The organism is bacterium (genome assembly GCA_039961635.1).
Classification (GTDB): Bacteria; 4484-113; 4484-113; order JAGGVC01; family JAGGVC01; genus JABRWB01.
Map to the genome: position 1 here is coordinate 27,413 of JABRWB010000063.1, position 15,909 is coordinate 43,321.

At 58.5% G+C, this 15,909-nt stretch carries 15 protein-coding genes; 2 read left to right on the forward strand and 13 right to left on the reverse strand.

What is annotated here, in order from left to right; translation table 11 throughout:
- Positions 1-34: 34 nt before the first annotated feature.
- From HRF49_09955 to HRF49_10000, 10 genes are all read right to left on the reverse strand, one after another.
- Complete coding sequence (locus HRF49_09955) at positions 35-871, reverse strand: purine-nucleoside phosphorylase (protein MEP0814973.1); 837 nt, start codon at positions 869-871, stop codon at positions 35-37.
- Positions 872-952: 81 nt separating this feature from the next.
- Positions 953-2,176 carry a methionine adenosyltransferase gene (locus HRF49_09960; protein MEP0814974.1) on the reverse strand — a complete coding sequence of 408 codons (1,224 nt, stop codon included), beginning with the start codon at positions 2,174-2,176 and terminating at the stop codon, positions 953-955.
- 38 nt (positions 2,177-2,214) lie between these two features.
- Entirely contained in the window at positions 2,215-2,868 is a 654-nt protein-coding gene (gene rpe / locus HRF49_09965; GenBank protein MEP0814975.1) for a ribulose-phosphate 3-epimerase, read from the reverse strand.
- A 21-nt stretch (positions 2,869-2,889) separates the two neighbouring features.
- On the reverse strand, positions 2,890-3,879 hold the full coding sequence (locus tag HRF49_09970) for a PASTA domain-containing protein (GenBank protein ID MEP0814976.1): 990 nt from the start codon (positions 3,877-3,879) through the stop codon (positions 2,890-2,892).
- Between the two features lie 46 nt (positions 3,880-3,925).
- Entirely contained in the window at positions 3,926-5,254 is a 1,329-nt protein-coding gene (locus HRF49_09975) for an RsmB/NOP family class I SAM-dependent RNA methyltransferase (protein MEP0814977.1), read from the reverse strand.
- On the reverse strand, positions 5,251-6,342 hold the full coding sequence (locus tag HRF49_09980; protein ID MEP0814978.1) for a hypothetical protein: 1,092 nt from the start codon (positions 6,340-6,342) through the stop codon (positions 5,251-5,253). The genes HRF49_09975 and HRF49_09980 overlap by 4 nt, the downstream gene beginning before the upstream one ends.
- Before the next feature lie 71 nt (positions 6,343-6,413).
- Positions 6,414-6,965: a DUF1232 domain-containing protein gene (locus HRF49_09985; GenBank protein MEP0814979.1), complete on the reverse strand. Its 552-nt coding sequence runs from the start codon at positions 6,963-6,965 to the stop codon at positions 6,414-6,416.
- Between the two features lie 53 nt (positions 6,966-7,018).
- Positions 7,019-8,599, reverse strand: coding sequence for a bifunctional phosphoribosylaminoimidazolecarboxamide formyltransferase/IMP cyclohydrolase (gene purH / locus HRF49_09990; GenBank protein MEP0814980.1), 1,581 nt, complete (start codon positions 8,597-8,599; stop codon positions 7,019-7,021).
- A gap of 66 nt (positions 8,600-8,665) precedes the next feature.
- Positions 8,666-8,914 carry a hypothetical protein gene (locus HRF49_09995; GenBank protein MEP0814981.1) on the reverse strand — a complete coding sequence of 83 codons (249 nt, stop codon included), beginning with the start codon at positions 8,912-8,914 and terminating at the stop codon, positions 8,666-8,668.
- The gene (locus HRF49_10000) at positions 8,911-10,008 is read right to left on the reverse strand and encodes a hypothetical protein (protein ID MEP0814982.1); all 1,098 of its coding nucleotides are present in this window, start codon (positions 10,006-10,008) and stop codon (positions 8,911-8,913) included. The genes HRF49_09995 and HRF49_10000 overlap by 4 nt, the downstream gene beginning before the upstream one ends.
- 293 nt (positions 10,009-10,301) lie before the next feature.
- On the opposite strand from HRF49_10000, the gene HRF49_10005 reads away from it, so the two are divergent.
- Together HRF49_10005 and HRF49_10010 are read left to right on the forward strand one after the other, a co-directional pair.
- Positions 10,302-11,510 carry a hypothetical protein gene (locus tag HRF49_10005; GenBank protein MEP0814983.1) on the forward strand — a complete coding sequence of 403 codons (1,209 nt, stop codon included), beginning with the start codon at positions 10,302-10,304 and terminating at the stop codon, positions 11,508-11,510.
- On the forward strand, positions 11,507-11,809 hold the full coding sequence (locus HRF49_10010; protein MEP0814984.1) for an EscU/YscU/HrcU family type III secretion system export apparatus switch protein: 303 nt from the start codon (positions 11,507-11,509) through the stop codon (positions 11,807-11,809). The genes HRF49_10005 and HRF49_10010 overlap by 4 nt, the downstream gene beginning before the upstream one ends.
- Before the next feature lie 2 nt (positions 11,810-11,811).
- On the opposite strand, the gene HRF49_10015 is transcribed toward HRF49_10010, so the two are convergent.
- From HRF49_10015 to HRF49_10025, 3 genes are all read right to left on the reverse strand, one after another.
- Positions 11,812-13,440 (reverse strand): hypothetical protein, encoded by a 1,629-nt coding sequence (locus HRF49_10015; protein ID MEP0814985.1) that lies wholly within the window; start codon positions 13,438-13,440, stop codon positions 11,812-11,814.
- Positions 13,441-13,502: 62 nt separating this feature from the next.
- Positions 13,503-14,600, reverse strand: coding sequence for a DUF3187 family protein (locus HRF49_10020; GenBank protein MEP0814986.1), 1,098 nt, complete (start codon positions 14,598-14,600; stop codon positions 13,503-13,505).
- Positions 14,601-14,643: 43 nt separating this feature from the next.
- Complete coding sequence (locus tag HRF49_10025; protein MEP0814987.1) at positions 14,644-15,522, reverse strand: hypothetical protein; 879 nt, start codon at positions 15,520-15,522, stop codon at positions 14,644-14,646.
- Positions 15,523-15,909: the final 387 nt, after the last annotated feature.

Here is a 15,909-nt window from a genome sequence, read left to right on the forward strand (position 1 = left end):
CAATCAGCTGAAACCGGACGAATCATGGCCGGAACTAAGTTTCAGCCAGTATGCAAGCGAGAATATCCTTCAGCTTTGGAAGCGCGCCGCGCGCAATTGACAGCACTTCTTTGTGCGACAGGTGCTGGCCTTCGACGCCGAAAGTCAAATTCGTAATCACGGATATCGCGACGTTGCGCATTCCAAGCGAGCGCGCCACAATCGCTTCCGGAACCGTGCTCATCCCAACGGCAGCGCCGCCGATAACATGGAAAAAATAAAGTTCGGCGTCCGTTTCGTAACTTGGCCCATGCACCGCGATGTAAGTGCCGCGATGCACTCTAAGCCCGCCGCGAAGAGCACCTCTGAACGCGGCTTCGGATAACCTTTCATCGAACGGCCTGTTCATGGGCACAAACTTTGCAGACGGTGGTTCGGTCATTATCCCGCGAAGCGGCGAATCGCCCATCATATTTACATAATCATCCACAACCAGTAAATCGCCTACCTGCAAATCGCGCTTTATCCCTCCCGCCGCGTTGAATTGCACGAGCACTTCCGCTCCAAGCGCACGTGCAACCCGCACCGGATACGCCACCTCGTGCATCCGTAGGCCTTCGTAATAATGAAACCGGCCCGCGAATACCGACACCTGCCTGCCGGAAAACTCCCCCATTACGAGAACACCCGGATGGCCTTCCACGGTTGTCGAGGCGAAATGTGGAATAACCTGGTAAGGAATTTCAACGGCATTCTTAATTTCAGCCGTAAAATCGCCTGTGCCGGTTCCCAAAATCACCGCCGCCGACGGCTCGATTGTGCTGTACTCGCGGATGCTTGCGACGCTTTCCTCGACGCGGCGGTCCAACTCGGCTTGGCTTACGATATCCATTTTTCTCTCCTGAACAGCCGGTGCGGGCATATTCGCGGCGACATCGGGAATACCTGCAGGGCCGCAAATGGCCCGATGTTCCTAAAGGCGTGACCGAATCAACTCCACTCTGTCCAACCGCTCCCAGGACAAATCCAGATCCTTCCTGCCGAAATGACCGTAGGTGCTCACCTGGCCGTAAATCGGCCTGCGCAAATCGAGGTTGGCAATAATCGCGGCCGGCCTGAAATCGAAAATTTCAGGGTCGTTCAGGATTGCTTGAATTTTCTCCCTGCCGACCTTTGCGCTGCCGAAATCCTCGAACGAAAGCGACAGCGGATATGCACGGCCTATGGCGTAGGCGACCTGAATCTCCAGCCGGTCAGCAACGCCCGCTGCGACCAGATTTTTCGCCGCGTAACGTGCGTAGTAGCAGCCGCTTCGATCCACCTTGGTGGGATCCTTGCCGCTGAACGCACCGCCCCCGTGGCGAGCGTAACCGCCATACGTATCCGCGATTATCTTTCGCCCCGTCAGCCCGGTGTCCGCGTACGGCCCGCCCTTTTCAAATCGCCCGCTTGGATTCACCAGCAACTTTACCGCACACCAGCCGCCCGCGGGCAACACGGAATCGGGCACCACTTTGGGCAACACCAGCCCCCGAACGATTTCCTCGACTTCGGACGCGCCGATGCCCGGATCGTGCTGCGCGCTCACAAGAATGGTATGGACCACAGGCGGCCCGCCGTCATCTGGATATTCGATGGTAACCTGCGTTTTCCCATCTGGCCTCAGCCCAGCGGCTTCGCGTTTTCTGCGCACTTCCGACAACCTCTCGGCCAGCCTGTGCGCAAGGTAGACTGGAAGCGGCATCAGCACTGACCGATGTTCTTCCCCTAGAGCGTCCGTGTCCCTGCAGGCGTATCCGAACATCAAACCCTGGTCGCCGGCGCCGATCTGGTCGTAGACGTCTTCCGATCCAGAACGCGCCTCCTGGGGCTTGTAAACCGCTTCCGAGATGTCGGACGATTGCGCGTGAATTGACACCGCGACTCCGCAGGAACGCCCGTCTATACCGACTTCACTTGAATCGTATCCTACATCCAACAGCACGTCCCGGACGAGCTGGTTAATTTCGCAATAACCGTTCGTAGTAATCTCGCCGCCCACGATGACCATGCCGGTCGTGCAGAACGTTTCAACCGCGACGCGCGAGTTCTCGTCCTGGCGGATCAAATCGTCCAAGACGCCGTCGCTGATCCTGTCGCACAGTTTGTCAGGATGACCTTCCGTCACGGATTCGGATGTGAAAAGCCGGTACTTCATCTAACCTCCAAGGAAAGCGCGGGGATTATAGCGCGACGCTAATGCTTTAAAAGCGAGTGAATATCATCAACGAATCGGCGCCTGTCATCGGCCTCGAAAAACGCTTTGCCTGCGACAATCCAGTCGGCTCCCGCGTTTGCCAGAAGCTCCGCGTTCGACGCGCTTACCCCGCCGTCCACTTCGATCGCGTAATCCAGAGCATGCGATTCGCGGAATTGAGCAAGCCAGGATATTTTGGGCAGGCAAGCATCGATGAACGACTGGCCTGCGAATCCCGGGCTGACAGTCATCACAAGAACGAAATCGCATTCTTGGAGCAGATATTCGGCCGATTGCGGCGGAGTTTGCGGATTGAGCGTAATACCTGCAAGAACGCCGGCATTTCTGATTCTGTCCAAGAGCCGGTTCGCGTGTATCTCCGCTTCAATGTGAAAGCTGATCATCGAAACGCCCGCGGCGCCCAGCCGATCCACGAAGTCCGACGGATTGGTAACCATCAGGTGCACGTCGAACGGCAGCTTTGTGTGGCGGCGCGCGTCCGTAATCACTTGGGGGCCGAAGGTAAGATTTGGCACGAAATGCCCGTCCATCACGTCCCAATGAATGAAATCAGCGCCCGCGGCTTCGCATTCCGCGATTGCACTTTTGATATCGGAGGTATCCGCCGCAAGAAGTGATGGAGCGATTTTCATGGCTCGTCCTTTCCGCCTTGGCTAAGGCAAAAGCGGGATGTCGTCTTCACGTACAAGTTGCCCGTCAAAATACGTCTTGATGAACGCCTGACCTTCAACCTTAACCTGCGTCTCGATGATTTCGCCGATTCTGTGAACTTGGTTATATACTTCGTTCTCGCCAAGCCTGTCGGAAACGACTATTTTTACCTGCTGCTTCTCCCTGCCGACGGGTACCACGCATCGCACGTTTAAAATTCTTACGAGGGCGCGAGCCGTTTCGTTGTCTATGGCGACCTCCAAAGTAACCTTTGTTCCGAGCGGCACTTCCATGCCGGCTGGCGGGTCTTGGCTGACGACCTGTCCGAACGCGGTACCCGGGTGCGGCCGGTACTTAACTTTTGAAAGAAGCAAGTTCTTGGCGACAAGCACGCCTTCGGCGTTGGTCAACGCGTTGCCCGTCAAATCCGGCATAGGCGTAAGCACGTTCGCCTTTTTTACACTGATTTTCAGGTCCACTTTCGTCGCAAAGGGCATTTTCTTTCCTGCTTCCGGATTCTGGGAGACGACCTGCCCTTCCGGGATCGTCGCGTTCAAGATTTTTTCGATCCTTCCAAGTCCCAGGTTCGTTTCCCTCAATCTGGCTTGCGCGTCAGCAAGCGACATACCGATTAAATTTGGCACGGAATATGCATTCGGCCCCTTGGACAAAAAAACCGTTACCGTATGGCCCTCTTTTACAAGTCTATTTGCGACGGGATCCTGACTTACGATGAGACCGATCGCAACATCTTCGCTGAATAAGTCGTCGCCGCGGCGCAGCCTCAACCCGCGTTCATCGCAGCGCTTTTGGGCTTCCTCGATGGTAAGCGACGCTACATCGGGAACCAAAGCATTTTTGGGCGCAGGACCAAACAAGCCGCCGGATGCGATAACGTAAACAATCCCCACTACCAATGCGCAGAGCACCAGGATCGCGAGCGCGCCGATGCACCCTTCGCGATCGGAACTGGCTTTGGTTTTTTTGCGCATCCTAGCCATCTTCGATGGAGGTTTTCAAGAAGACTGAAGCCCGATTTTACTCCAATCGCCTTATTTTTTCAACGAAAAAGCCGATGTGCCGTCCGCAGGGCGGGAACAAAACCCGATCAACACTTGTAAAACGCCCAACCGGCGTCTCAAGCGCTGTTTCGGTTACATCCTCGTCTTCCTCCTTGAAAACCGAACATGTCGCGTAAACGAGGCTGCCTCCCGGTGCAAGCAACCGGAGAAGATTTTCCAGCATCTTGCGCTGGCGATCCGCAAATGCATCAAGCAAGCCGAGATCGATCGTGTATCGTTTCTCCGGCATGTGATGGATAAGGCCGCTGCCCGTGCACGGCGCGTCCAACAGAATCGCATCGAATTTTTCGCCGACGAATTCGTTCGAAACCGCTTCATTGTCCGAAAGATCCAATATTCGATAATCCGGCTCGGGTACCCCCAACCTTTTGAAATTGGCGATGCACTTGTCGCGCTGCGATTTCGATACATCCGCCAATACCAGCTCGCCCCATCCGGCCATCAACGCGAGAAGATGATGCGCCTTCGTCCCCACTCCGCTTGCGGCATCCAGCACCTTGTCTCCGGGAAGGGGATCAAGCAAAAACGACGCGTACTGGCTCGGAAGCGCTTGAACCACAATCCTCCCTTCGGCGTTCGCCTTTCTGAGTGAGGGCGAGAGCGAATCGGCTTCCCAATAATCTTTGCCCTCATACGTGCGCTTTTTCGCACCGATAGAAGCCGGAAATTCTTCATTCGGTTCGATAAACGGATTGACTCGAAGCTGGCTTTGAAATCTGTCCGCCGTGGCCCGCGCCGCGGCGATTGCCCACTCCCTCCCGCGCGTTTCCCCCAGATGAACGAGCAATGCCGGTTGAATCGAATAATGTGCGGCAAAATCAGCCAAAGGCGCGTCATCGCGCGGAGGCGCCGACGATACGGCAGACGCGAGCTTCCTGCAAACCGCGTTCGCAAGCGCGCCGTATTTCCCTCCCTTGTATCCCTTTGCGATATCCACTACTGCGCTCACCAAGCCCGCGGGCTCGTCCGCTCGCCTAATCAAAAGCTCGTATGCGGCCGCCCGAAGCAGGTTCCTCAATTGCGATGGCGCTTCAAGCTTTCCTCGTCTTGAAGCACCGTTTAACGCGGCATCAAGCCGGTAGCGCCAGCGCAATACACCGTGAACAACGTCAAATGCGCGTGCGGCTTGACCGCCGGTAAGTTCCGCCGCGGCAATTTCGTTACCGATAATCTCCGAAGAACTTGCACTGGGAATTTTATTTTCAATGCCATCACAAATCCGAACAAGCGCGCGCGAAGCACATTCCAACGGATGAATTTCGGGTTTGGAACCGGCCTCGCTCATATATTTTCCCGAATCCAAGCTGGCTGATTCGACACGAATGGCGGGCGGGCATCCAGTATTTCCATCGGAGTTTCGAACTTTTCACCCGGTTTCGGCGCGAATCCGTTCACGAATGCCTCAACCGGCATTTTCGGCCTGCTTTCCGGCTGCACGGCATCGAACGTGACGGAACCATCTCCGCATGCGACGTCCATCAATCCGGAGCGGCGATGCACAGCCAAAATTTCCCCCGGCTCGCCCTTTTGCTCCTCGGCGAAATCCACTGGAATCCCAAATTTGATTTGACGGCCGCGAAAGAAGGTCGCTATGCCAAGGTCGGGCGAAAACGCGCGCGCGAAATCGCGCAATTCACGGGGCTTCATTCTCCAATCAACAAACGAATCGCTTTTGCGAATCAATCTGCAATACGTCGCATCAGCGTGATTCTGCGGCTTGGGCGTTATTTCGCCTGCGGCAAGCCCCAAAATAGTATCCCGAAGCAGCATTGGTATTTCCTCAGCAAATTTCGCGCAGAGCGTCGCGAAGTCGCTGTCCTGCTCGATAGCGATATTCTTACGCAGCAGAACGTCCCCGTCGTCCATCCGCGGAGTCATAAGAAATGTGCAAGCTTGAGTCTCTTTCATTCCAAGAATCAGTGCCGTACGTACGGGGCTTGGCCCACGCAGCAGCGGAAGCTCCGACGCGTGAACGCACACCGCTTTAGGCGCAATATTTAGCACGAGATTTGTCAATAGCTGCCCGAAACTGATGACAACCAGAAAATCAGGCTCAAGCATTCGCAAAATTTTTCTTAGCGGCTTGTTTCCACGCACTTTATCCGGAGCGCAAAGCAGCAGTTTTTCCTCTGAACGCGCAACCTCTTCATGCAGTTCGTCGCAGTCAACATTCGTCGGTACAACTCGATGCGCATATTCCTGTCTGATAAGCCGCTCTATCGCAGTGCAGCAAAGTTCCATTTTGCGTCCCGCGGGTTTTGCGGGTTGCGTCACTACGGCGGCGACATCGAAGGCAGGCTCGTCCAGGAGCATTTTAAGCGCGGGAATTCCCGTTGCGCCGGAGCCGAAAAAGACGATTTTTTGACCTCCCACGACCTAATTCTATCACCGGGGAATGAAATTTTTCCGCATTAAAGCGCTATTCGGCTCGCAACTAACGGTCGTTATTTTAATCCTAAATCCGCGCTTTCGGTTGCGTCTGCGTTATTCGGCTCGGCGGAATCCTCCACTTCCGAAGCGGTTTCTGTCTCCACAGTGCCGGCCGCGCCCTTCAGCAGCACCCCTGCTCCCAAATCGCCAATCGTCAACTTGACATCGTCCTTTCGCGAAAAATACTCCACCAGCTTTTCGGATGCCGCGCTGATCGCGTACCACAGCACACGGGCGGCGACGGAAAGGTCTTTCACCGCCGCCTCCACGTCAAATTTCATCTCGTCCCGGTTTGTACCCACCTTTTCGAATATCGGGTCAGCTACTTTGGATGGAACCGCCGCCAGAAAGCTCTGCATTATAAGTAGCGCAAAAATGAGGTCGTCAAGCAGACCGATTCCGGTGAAGAAATCAGGAACCAAATCGAGCGGGGTAAAGAAATAAGAAATCCCCGCGGCGGCGGCCACTTTCAAAAAGGTTCCGACCTCGGGGCTTCCCATAGCATACGCGAAGCTTACCACCAGCTTGGGCACAAGAACGACGTACTTGACCGCTTTCTCCAACATTCGACGATTCCTCCGCCTGTGATTCTAGCATGCCTTAATCCGCGCGAGTTTTGCTAATGCCAGAAATGACGATACGGAGTGTGCGCGAACCTGACCCCCAGCTCCTGCGCACGCTCAATTACCTTTCTGTCGTTTTTGCTCCCGCCAGGGGCCACGACTATGCCCACGCCGGCCATCGCCGCGAACTCGATCGAATCGTGAAACGGAAAGAACGCGTCCGAAACAAGAACCGCGCCGCGAGCTTTTTCAGCCGCTTTGCGCAGGCATTGCGAAACCGCGCCGACTCTGTCGGTCTGGCCCGCGCCGAACGCAATCATTACGCCGTCCTTGACAAGAAGCACGGCGTTGCTTCGCAGGAAACGGATAATCTTCAGCCCAAAGTTTATGTCTTCTACAAGGCCGTCCGGTATGTTCTCCCCGCTTTGCAGGATCAAATCCGAGGCCTGGGCGACCATCCTATCGTTTTCCTGCAGCAGGTAGCCGAAATCGGTCTCGTAAGTAAGCGTTTGGCTGTCCGGCAAAACGCGCGGTCTGCCTCTGCCCGGCCTGTCAGGAAACGCCGCGCGGTCAACTTCCAGAACCCGGACATTTGGTTTTTTGGCCAGCAGCCTAAGAGCCTCCGGCGTATATTCCGGCGCCAACACGACTTCCAAATAAGTATTTATCAACTCCATCGCGACGCTGTCGTCCACCGTGAAGTTCAATCCGACAACCCCGCCGAACGCGCTTTGCGGATCCGCCTCCCTCGCCTTTACGTAAGCATCCAGGCCGTTTTCCGCCCAGGCTATCCCGCATGGCGTCTGGTGCTTGACAATGCAGGCGACCCTGCGGCCCTCATAGGGAAAGCTCGCGATCTTGAACGCGGCGGAAGCATCCCGGATGTTGTTGAATGAAAGCTCTTTGCCTTGGTGCGTTAAAAATGAAACCGGCGGATTAAGCAAATCCTCGTAAAGCGCGGCCTCCTGGTGCGGATTCTCGCCATAGCGCAGGTGCGACTTGCGTTCGAGGACGTAAAACTTCCGGCGCGCGAACTGCCGCTGCCTGGGTAATTTGTTGAACAGGAAATTCTGTATTCTCGCATCGTACTCGCAGGTAAGCGCAAACGCTTTTTGCGCAAGTATCACGCGGAACTCCTCGGATACTTCGAGATTCTCCTTTTTCAAATGTTCAAGCAAACGCGGGTAATCGCGCGGATCCACGACCACCGCGACATGCGCCAAATTCTTGGCCGCGGCTCTGATCATCGCCGGTCCGCCGATGTCTATCCATTCCACCGCGTCGGATATCGGGAAATCCGGGCGCTTCACTTTGCGCTCGAATGGATACAGCGTGCAAACCACAAGATCGATCGGCGGCATTCCGAGTGACTCAAGATCGGCCATGTCCTGCGGATTGTCCCGGCGGGCCAGAATCCCCGCGTGCACCGCCGGATGCAGCGTTTTCACGCGACCACCCAGGATGTTCGAGAATCCCGTAATCGTTTCGAGCTTCTTAACCTTGATCTTTTCGTCTTCCAGCGCCTTGGCGGTGCCGCCGCTCGCGATTATTTCAATCCCCATCTCGGAAAGCCCTTTGACGAACGCGAGCATACTGCGCTTGTGAAAAACGGATACCAGGCAATGACTAACCTTCATCGCGCACTCCCCCGGTCGCAAGGTTGCGGCCGGCAGCAAACCGCACCCCGGTATTTTTGAAATCGCTCATACCCAAAACTCCCCGGCAAGATTCAGCTCCTCTACCAGCCGCTCCTCGATCTTTTCGCGCGCGGCGCGGTAAATCGCGCGCCTCACGCCGGGATCCAACGCGGCGTAAACTTCCACATCCTTCCTGCAGAACGGGCATCCCAAATGCGTGTTGCCGTCCAGCGCCCGAAGCTCGACCGAAAACGACTTCCGGCAGTTGCCGCAGGTCATCCTGATCCTGGAAGGAAGAAAAAGCCTGCCCCTCATTCCCCGTCCTCCATCAGCCGGATGCTCCTGCGCACGTCTTCGCCGAGTTCCTGCGCAAGCGGGGCGAAATGAACCTTCAGCCTGTATTTAAGCTGGCTTATGCTTTCGTACTCGACCACCGCGTGTTCGAGAATCGCCAGCAGCGGAGGACGCGGGAATCCGCTTCTCAAAAGCAGCACGGGCTGCTTTCCCATCCCGTACGCCATCCCGATTAGCATCAGCGCGGAGCCGGACCACTCTTCGAGATTGTAAACAACGTAATCGCTTTCCTGCTGGTTTTCGCACGCCTGGCACATGAACTCAACGTCGGAAAACGGCTCCTTGAACCGGTAAGCAAACAGCCCCAGCTCTTTCAGCGCCGGTCTGATCGCCGAGCTGTAAAGCTCGTTGTTACGCGCGTTTTCCGGCAGCACGCATGTGACCTTCCCTTTGATGTATTCGGGAAACTTGCGGCAATAGCCTTCCTCAAACCTAAAGCAGCGCACAAAATCGCTTGGCCTGTAATCGTCGCGCTCCTTCAGCGTCCTCCGCCGGAGTTCGGTTTTGATATCGCCCGCGATGGATTTGGCCACATCCTCGGTCAAAGCGATGCTCACATCCGCGCGGCTTCGCTCCGCGATCATTTCCGAAGCCACACTCGGCACTTCGCTGTAAAGCGGGCACTTCGCACAGGTGTCGAAATTGTAGAGCCGGATGTTCAGCTCCTTGCAGGCCATCGAAACGACCAGCTGTCCCTCGCCGCGGTAACTTCGCACTTCTGTTCCAAGCGACAGGAACCGGCAGCGCGGAATGCTTATGGTTTTGGGAACCGAACAGTTGAAACAGGTAAGCGGATCGACCTCGCTCACGTATGGATCGGTCGAGATCGCGCAGTGCGTGGCGCCGAAGGACGTGCGGCGGAACGGGCACGGAGGACAGTCGAGAAAAGTTTCCACGCCGCGTTGCTTGGTTCCCGCGGAGGGAACCGGTTTCTGCGCCGTTTCACCGGAACCGTACTTCTCCGGCGCGTCGCCAGTGCTTCCGGGCGATTCCATCGCGCCGGAGCTGCGAGCCGCGTCGGCTATTCCGTTTTCCGGAGCGTTCCTTTCCTCCACACGGACCACCCCTGGACCAGCTTCATACCCCGGATGCATTGTACGCTATTACATACGCAAATGCAATATATTTACCCCCTCTTTTGAAAACATGTTCCGGACGCCTTGCTGGAACTTGGATGTCCGGTTGCCCACAATGCAAGCAAAAACCCAATTCAGTCTAAGTGTTTCACCGCTTCAAGCCCGCTAATTATCTCTCCAAATCGCACTTCTAAAGCAATGGTAAATGAGAATGATTAGCCATCTTACTGCAATTTCGCGGCGCACGGCCCGCCCGATGATAAAATCGCGCCGTGCCAGAGATCCACGGCATACCGGCGCAAGTTCCGCCTGCCGCGGGAGCATCCGCGCCCGAACTTTCCGCAGGTTCGACTTACCGTGCGGTAGTGACCGGCGAATTGGGAGGCAAAACCGAAGTCCTTATCGCCAACCGCTATTACCTCGCGCAAACTTCGCTGCGGTTCGAGCCTGGCGCCGTTCTCACGCTGTTGTTGTCGGAAGCGCGCCCCGACCTGTACGTGTTCCGCGTGCTCGGCCAATCGGACGCATCGGCCTCCTTAAGCCTTGCATTCTCCGATGCGGATGCGGCGCTGGCGAGGCTTGGAATCGCGCCGGACACGGACACGCTCGCCGCGGCCCGCGCCCTTTTGGCAGCCGGTGCTCCGCTGACCTCGGATTCCGTCGCGCTTTTCGCCAGGCTCGCGCAGGCGTCCGGCCCAGCCAAAATCCCGATGCTGGCGACGATTTACGCCGCGCTTGTTTCGGAAGGCGCGTCGCCCGACCTCGCGCTGATGGGCCAGGTCGCGTCCTACCTTGCGGGAGGTGCGGCGCTCGGATCGCTTCTCGCCCGGTTGGAACGCGCGCAGCGCCGCATGGGTCTCCGAAGCGCGGATTTCTTCAAGGCGCTTTTCATCGAGGAAGATTTCCGGGACGCGGACGGCATCCGGCTGCTGGCGGACTTGCTTCACACACCCGTCGAAGCCTCGATCGCCCGCTCGCTGAAAAGCGAAGCGCCCTCGGCCGCGGCGACCGGCTCGCATGCGATTTCCGCCGCGGCGGACATTCCGGCGGAGTTTTCCGAAGGGGACGAGATTGAATTGCTCGCGGTCACCGTCGCCGCGCAGCTCGAAGCGCTTGCGGTTGTCAATTCCGTATCCGAAGATTCGATATTGCTGGAGCTTCCCGTTCGAATCGGAGGAAACAGCGTCTCTCTGCTGCTCGATTACCGCCGCGAGCCGCCGGACGGATACGACGAGCGCTACACCGCACTTTTGGGATTGGACGCTCCCTCGCTCGGACGCATCGAGGCGATAGTCCGCAAGCGCGGCGCGCGGATGGAAGTCGAAATCATGGCGTCGGATGAAAACACGCTCGCGCTTTTGTCCGATATCGCAAACGAAACCTGCGCCGCGAAGTCGCTGGCCTCCGCAACCGGCTCGGCATCCGTCGATATCGAATTCTCGCGGCTCGCACGGCCCGCGATCATCGAGGAGGGCGAATGACCGGCGCCGACGAAAGAAGACGAATCCTAGACCGGCTGGCCGTGGCGCTCAAGTACGAGCCGGAGCGGGGGGACTCCGCGCCCAAAGTGGTCGCATCGGGACGCGGCTACACGGCGGAGCGCATCATCGAAATCGCAAAGGCCAGCGGCGTGAAAATCCACGAGGACCCGAATCTCGTGCGGCTGCTCGCATCGGTCGAAATCGAGCGGGAAATTCCCGTCGCTTTGTTCGCGGCCGTGGCCGAAATCCTGGCGCTCGTGTACCGGGCCGACGAGGAGAAGCGAAGGATGGCGGGCTGAAACTAAACCTCCGTCTTCCCTGCTCCCGGGCCGACTTCCACCATCAGCCGCACGCCTTCCTCGTTCGTAAGAAAATAAACGCCGATGGGGAGCAGCACCTCGTCGCCGACGGCCACCGTTCCGTGCGATTCGTTCCGTGCGTCCGTAAGCTCCCCCCCCGTGGTCACGAATTTGGCCCAGCCCGCCTCGAGCGCGTGCGTCACCGTTTTGGCCTTGCCCGATTCGAGCGATACATCGCCCGCCCATTCCTCGAACGATTTCGGCTTGCCGGTGTACTCAACCTTGATTTTGTATCGGCCTTCGGAAAGCGTCGCGGGGACGCCCCCGATCGTGGAAGTGATGTAGCGCGACGTATCCGCCGCCGGGTAATAGTAAACCTGGATCAGATTGCCGGGCACTTCCTTGCCTCCGACCGTCGCGATGACGGTGATGGACGTGCTCTGGAAGTCCGCCCGCAGCGTCTGGTGTTTGCCCTCCGCGACCGCGACGCCGCTAATCCATACGGACGGCTTGTCCTGGCTGTTCGTGTATTCGACGCGCAGGTCGTAATTCGCGGGTTCGAGGGCTATCGTCCACTCCCCGCTGGATTTGACGATGGAATTGGCGGATTCGCCCTGGTTGTACACGTAAACGTAAAAGTCGTGGCCAGGAATCTGCCCCCCCCCAGTGGTGAACGCGTTGACCTTGATCGTGCCCACCGGCAGCGATATGTTGACCCGGTTTACCTTGCCCGCCTCGACCGCGACGCCTTTCTCCCAGTGCTCGTATTCGCCCTCCCCCTCCCCCACCGATACTTTCACGTCGTAAGTGCCGGGATCTATCGGGAACTCGTCGCCCGGCTCGCCCTGCGCGATCGGAGATGATGTGTCGCCCGATTCGTGCACAGCGACCTTCGCGCCCGGCAACGCCTTGCCGCCCTGAAGGATCACCACAAGCGACCCGCCGCTGAAGTTGGCCTCCAGCGTCGCGGTTTTGCCTTCCTCCACCTTTACGTCCCGGCGCCATAGCGGCTCGCTGTTTTTGCCCGTGCCGAGCACGAGGCGCACGTCGTAGGTTCCTTCAAGCACCTTCACCGGCTTGTCCGCTTTGCCGGACGCAAGCACGCTTGTCTCGTCGCCGGGCGGAAACACCGCGACCTCGACGTCCTTCGCGGTGTACGCGGTGCCCGCCCCGCCCAGGTCAACCGCGATGTATCCGAAATCGAACTTGATTTCCTCGCGCAAAAGCTTGCCGTCCTCCACCGTGAGGCCGGTTTTCCATTTCTTGCGCTCGACGCCGAACTTGTCCTTGTAGACCGCGAGCACGTCGTAGTCGCCCGCCTTGAGCGTCTCCGCGATTCCGTCCTCCGGCTCGGCGACGGGATGCTCGTGGTCGTCCGGCGCGCATACGTACAGCTCGCTCGAATCCCCCACGCGGTCCTCGCCCGCGTAAACGCGGATTTCAAGCTGCCCCGCGCCCTCCACGTCGAACTTGCCCGGCTCGCCCGGACCGGACGGCGGCGGTATGAAATTGCCGGCCGCATCCATCCCCGCGCCGCCGCCAGCCGGACGCTTGCGGGGGATCGTCGCAATCACGGCCACGACGATCACAACCAGCACAACCGCGACAATCGCTACAGTCCGCTTATCCATAGAGGCCACTTCCTATGCGCAAAGCATAATCAGTTTACCCAAACCGCGCCCGGCGCGCCCGATCAGAAATGATAGGTGAACTGCGAGAAAATGGCGAAATCAGGCGCGGTGTCAACCGCGATGTCTTCGCTGAATCCGCCTTCCCAGATCACATTGCGCCACAGGTAGCGTTTGAAGCCGAGCGCCATTTCCAGCGTGTCCTGGTCCACGTCGTTGATGCCGTACTTGTACGGATTCGTCTGGTGATGGAACTGGATCAGCCACGAGTGCTTGCGGTTCGCCTGGTATTCGCCGGCTAGCGACCATTTCCAGATGTCGTTGCCTTCGAGGTCCAAATCGTTGCCGCCGGTGAACACGTATCCTGTCTGGCCGTACAGGATCATCCGCCCGAACGTCTTCTGCGCCAGCAGGTCGAATCCCGCGTCGAATCCGCCGCTACCGAGAATGTCTCCCGGCTCGCCCGTCGGAATCTTTATTGCCGCGCGCGCGGAAATCGCGGGCCACCCGCCGCCTTCCGGCCGGATGAAGTATTTCCCGGAAAACGAAACATCGCCGAATCCGAAGCTGTCGCTTTCGCCTAGCACCCGGAATTCGTTGCCGTTCGCCACGACGAACGTGTACTCGTTCTCGTTGTAGAGAGGCCTGTCGCCCGTGGGCAGGCCGAAAAATCCGTGCCAGCTTTCGATCCACCCGTCGAAAATCCCGCGCGACGAAAAATGCACGGGTACGAACACGCCAAGCTCGACGCGCTCGCTCATCCCGCGCCGGTACGAAATCGTCTGCCGGTAACTCTCCAGGTCGATGTCGAACAGCGCGTCGCCTTCCTGGTACTTGACGAAGTTGTTGGCGATGTCCAGCCGGTACGCCAGAAGCGCCCTGCCCTCCGGCAGCGTGTAGGCGCTCTCGGCCGGCATCTGCAGCACGGTAAGCGCAAGCGGATGCTGCGAAATCCAGTCGAACGGTCCCTTGGGAAGCCAGCGCCAGGGCGCGCCCTCCGGCGCAAGCCCGACCTTCGGAAGCTCTTCGGAAGGCGGTTCCTCGCCCGGCTCGAACTCGGTGACGGCCACGTCAACCTTGACGCCGTCGCCCCCGTCGTCGTCGGCCAGGCACGGAACGCACGATATCGCAAGCAAAACAAGCACCAGCGCGGCAATCTTCAACGCAAAACCTCTTTACGGAACCGGATAAAGACCGCCCATTCTATCACGGGCGCCGCGCCCAGGCGAACGCCAGGTACGCGCACAGCGGCGCCGCGAACAGCACCAGCGCGAGTATCCGCCGCACTTGCAGCACCGTGTCGGCGCCGACCAGCCGCTTTCCCAAAAGCACTCCGCCCACGGGCTCCCAGTATTCAGACGCGGCCTCGTCGCCCGCGGTCACGACGGATTTGTCCAAATAACGCCCGCCCCGGTCGAATTTGAGCAGCGTGCCCCGCGAGCCGAGCACCGCGATCGCGCAGTCCGCTCCCTTCGCTATCGCGAGCGGGACTTCACCGCCCGTCAGCTTGCCCCGCAAATCCTTTATTAGATCTGGTCGCTGACCTTTTTTGAGCGGCTCCTTGAACGTCACCTGCGCCGGATTGAGTTCCACTTGCGGCGCGTACAGGTTCAGCGCCTTGCCCGGTACGTCTATCTCGGCGATCCAGCCGTCGTCCAGTTTCAGGATGCGCCGCGCCAGCACGCCGACAAGCGCGGGATCGTCCGCCGCCTTGCCCTGCATCACCGCCGCCCGGTCGGGGCGCAGGCTTTCCAGGCTTGCCGCCATCGTCATCGGCGGCACGCCCAGCTGCGGCGCGTCCTCGCGGTAAACCGGTTCGTCCAGCTGCGAAAGGTAGTTCATCCGCGTCCAGGTGTAATTGGGAGCGGACTTCCCCGCGCCGCCGCCAGTCCGCGATTGAGACGCCGAAAATTCCAGAACGATCGGCGGGTACGGCCATGCCGCGCTGTACTTGTACGGGAACGCGGACAGGTCGGGCATCCTCGGCGTGCGCCCGTACAGCTCGCCCGCGTCCGACGGCGCGCCGTGGAACCAGAACAGCGCGATTCCGGCCGCGTCCAGCAGGAACACGGCGCAGAAAAACACACCAGCGAAAACTCCGAATGGCGAATGCCCGCGTTTCAAACTGGAACATGATAGCGCAGTTGCAGCGATGCACTGCGCGCGCCTTTTATTGGGAGTGCACCGGCTTGCCGGTGCAATTTCGGATTGCGGAGATTCAACACCGACCTTTTCTCCGGCGATTAGTCGCCGGACAAAAAGCACCGATGAATCGGCGCACTCCAAATATGCCCAGACGACGCTTGCCGAGATTCCCGGCTCTGGAGAGCCGGGCTATATCAGCCACCGCAACCCGACTTACTCCGAGAACACGATTGCGCTTCCGAGCGATAGGGGCGCGCTGGTAATAAGCGGATTGAGACATGGCCCCGGCGGGCAAGCGAAGCGCCGCCCGTTGGGGGGTCGAAGATG